Annotated in this window: 1 rRNA gene; it reads left to right on the plus strand. The window is 51.5% G+C overall.

What is annotated here, in order from left to right:
- Nucleotides 1-69 precede the first annotated feature (69 nt).
- A 16S ribosomal RNA gene (locus HC026_RS12265) occupies nucleotides 70-1,635 on the plus strand.
- Nucleotides 1,636-1,663: the final 28 nt, after the last annotated feature.

Here is a 1,663-nt window from a genome sequence, read left to right on the forward strand (position 1 = left end):
TTCGGCTGATATCAAATGTAATTTGCGAAGTCAATTTCGCTAGTAATATTAATGAGTCACAAACAATCATAAATTGAGAGTTTGATCCTGGCTCAGGACGAACGCTGGCGGCGTGCCTAATACATGCAAGTCGAACGCATCCCGCTGAATTGAAGTGCTTGCACTGATTTTCAGCATTGGATGAGTGGCGAACTGGTGAGTAACACGTGGGTAACCTGCCCGGAAGCGGGGGATAACACTTGGAAACAGGTGCTAATACCGCATAACAACTGAAACCGCATGGTTTCAGTTTAAAAGATGGTTTCGGCTATCACTTCTGGATGGACCCGCGGCGTATTAGCTAGTTGGTGGAGTAATGGTTCACCAAGGCAATGATACGTAGCCGACCTGAGAGGGTAATCGGCCACATTGGGACTGAGACACGGCCCAAACTCCTACGGGAGGCAGCAGTAGGGAATCTTCCACAATGGACGAAAGTCTGATGGAGCAACGCCGCGTGAGTGAAGAAGGGTTTCGGCTCGTAAAACTCTGTTGTTGAAGAAGAACACATCTGAGAGTAACTGTTCAGGTGTTGACGGTATTTAACCAGAAAGCCACGGCTAACTACGTGCCAGCAGCCGCGGTAATACGTAGGTGGCAAGCGTTGTCCGGATTTATTGGGCGTAAAGCGAGCGCAGGCGGTTTCTTAAGTCTGATGTGAAAGCCTTCGGCTTAACCGGAGAAGTGCATCGGAAACTGGGAGACTTGAGTGCAGAAGAGGACAGTGGAACTCCATGTGTAGCGGTGAAATGCGTAGATATATGGAAGAACACCAGTGGCGAAGGCGGCTGTCTGGTCTGTAACTGACGCTGAGGCTCGAAAGCATGGGTAGCGAACAGGATTAGATACCCTGGTAGTCCATGCCGTAAACGATGAATACTAGGTGTTGGAGGGTTTCCGCCCTTCAGTGCCGCAGCTAACGCATTAAGTATTCCGCCTGGGGAGTACGACCGCAAGGTTGAAACTCAAAGGAATTGACGGGGGCCCGCACAAGCGGTGGAGCATGTGGTTTAATTCGAAGCTACGCGAAGAACCTTACCAGGTCTTGACATACTGTGCTAACCTAAGAGATTAGGCGTTCCCTTCGGGGACGCAGATACAGGTGGTGCATGGCTGTCGTCAGCTCGTGTCGTGAGATGTTGGGTTAAGTCCCGCAACGAGCGCAACCCTTATTGTCAGTTGCCAGCATTTAGTTGGGCACTCTGGCGAGACTGCCGGTGACAAACCGGAGGAAGGTGGGGATGACGTCAAGTCATCATGCCCCTTATGACCTGGGCTACACACGTGCTACAATGGATGGTACAACGAGTTGCGAACTCGCGAGAGCAAGCTAATCTCTTAAAGCCATTCTCAGTTCGGACTGCAGGCTGCAACTCGCCTGCACGAAGTCGGAATCGCTAGTAATCGCGGATCAGCATGCCGCGGTGAATACGTTCCCGGGCCTTGTACACACCGCCCGTCACACCATGAGAGTTTGCAACACCCAAAGTCGGTTCGGTAACCTTCGGGAGCCAACCGCCTAAGGTGGGGCAGATGATTAGGGTGAAGTCGTAACAAGGTAGCCGTAGGAGAACCTGCGGCTGGATCACCTCCTTTCTAAGGAATAATACGGAAACCTGCACAG

This window comes from Secundilactobacillus angelensis, assembly GCF_012641075.1.
Lineage (GTDB): Bacteria > Bacillota > Bacilli > Lactobacillales > Lactobacillaceae > Secundilactobacillus > Secundilactobacillus angelensis.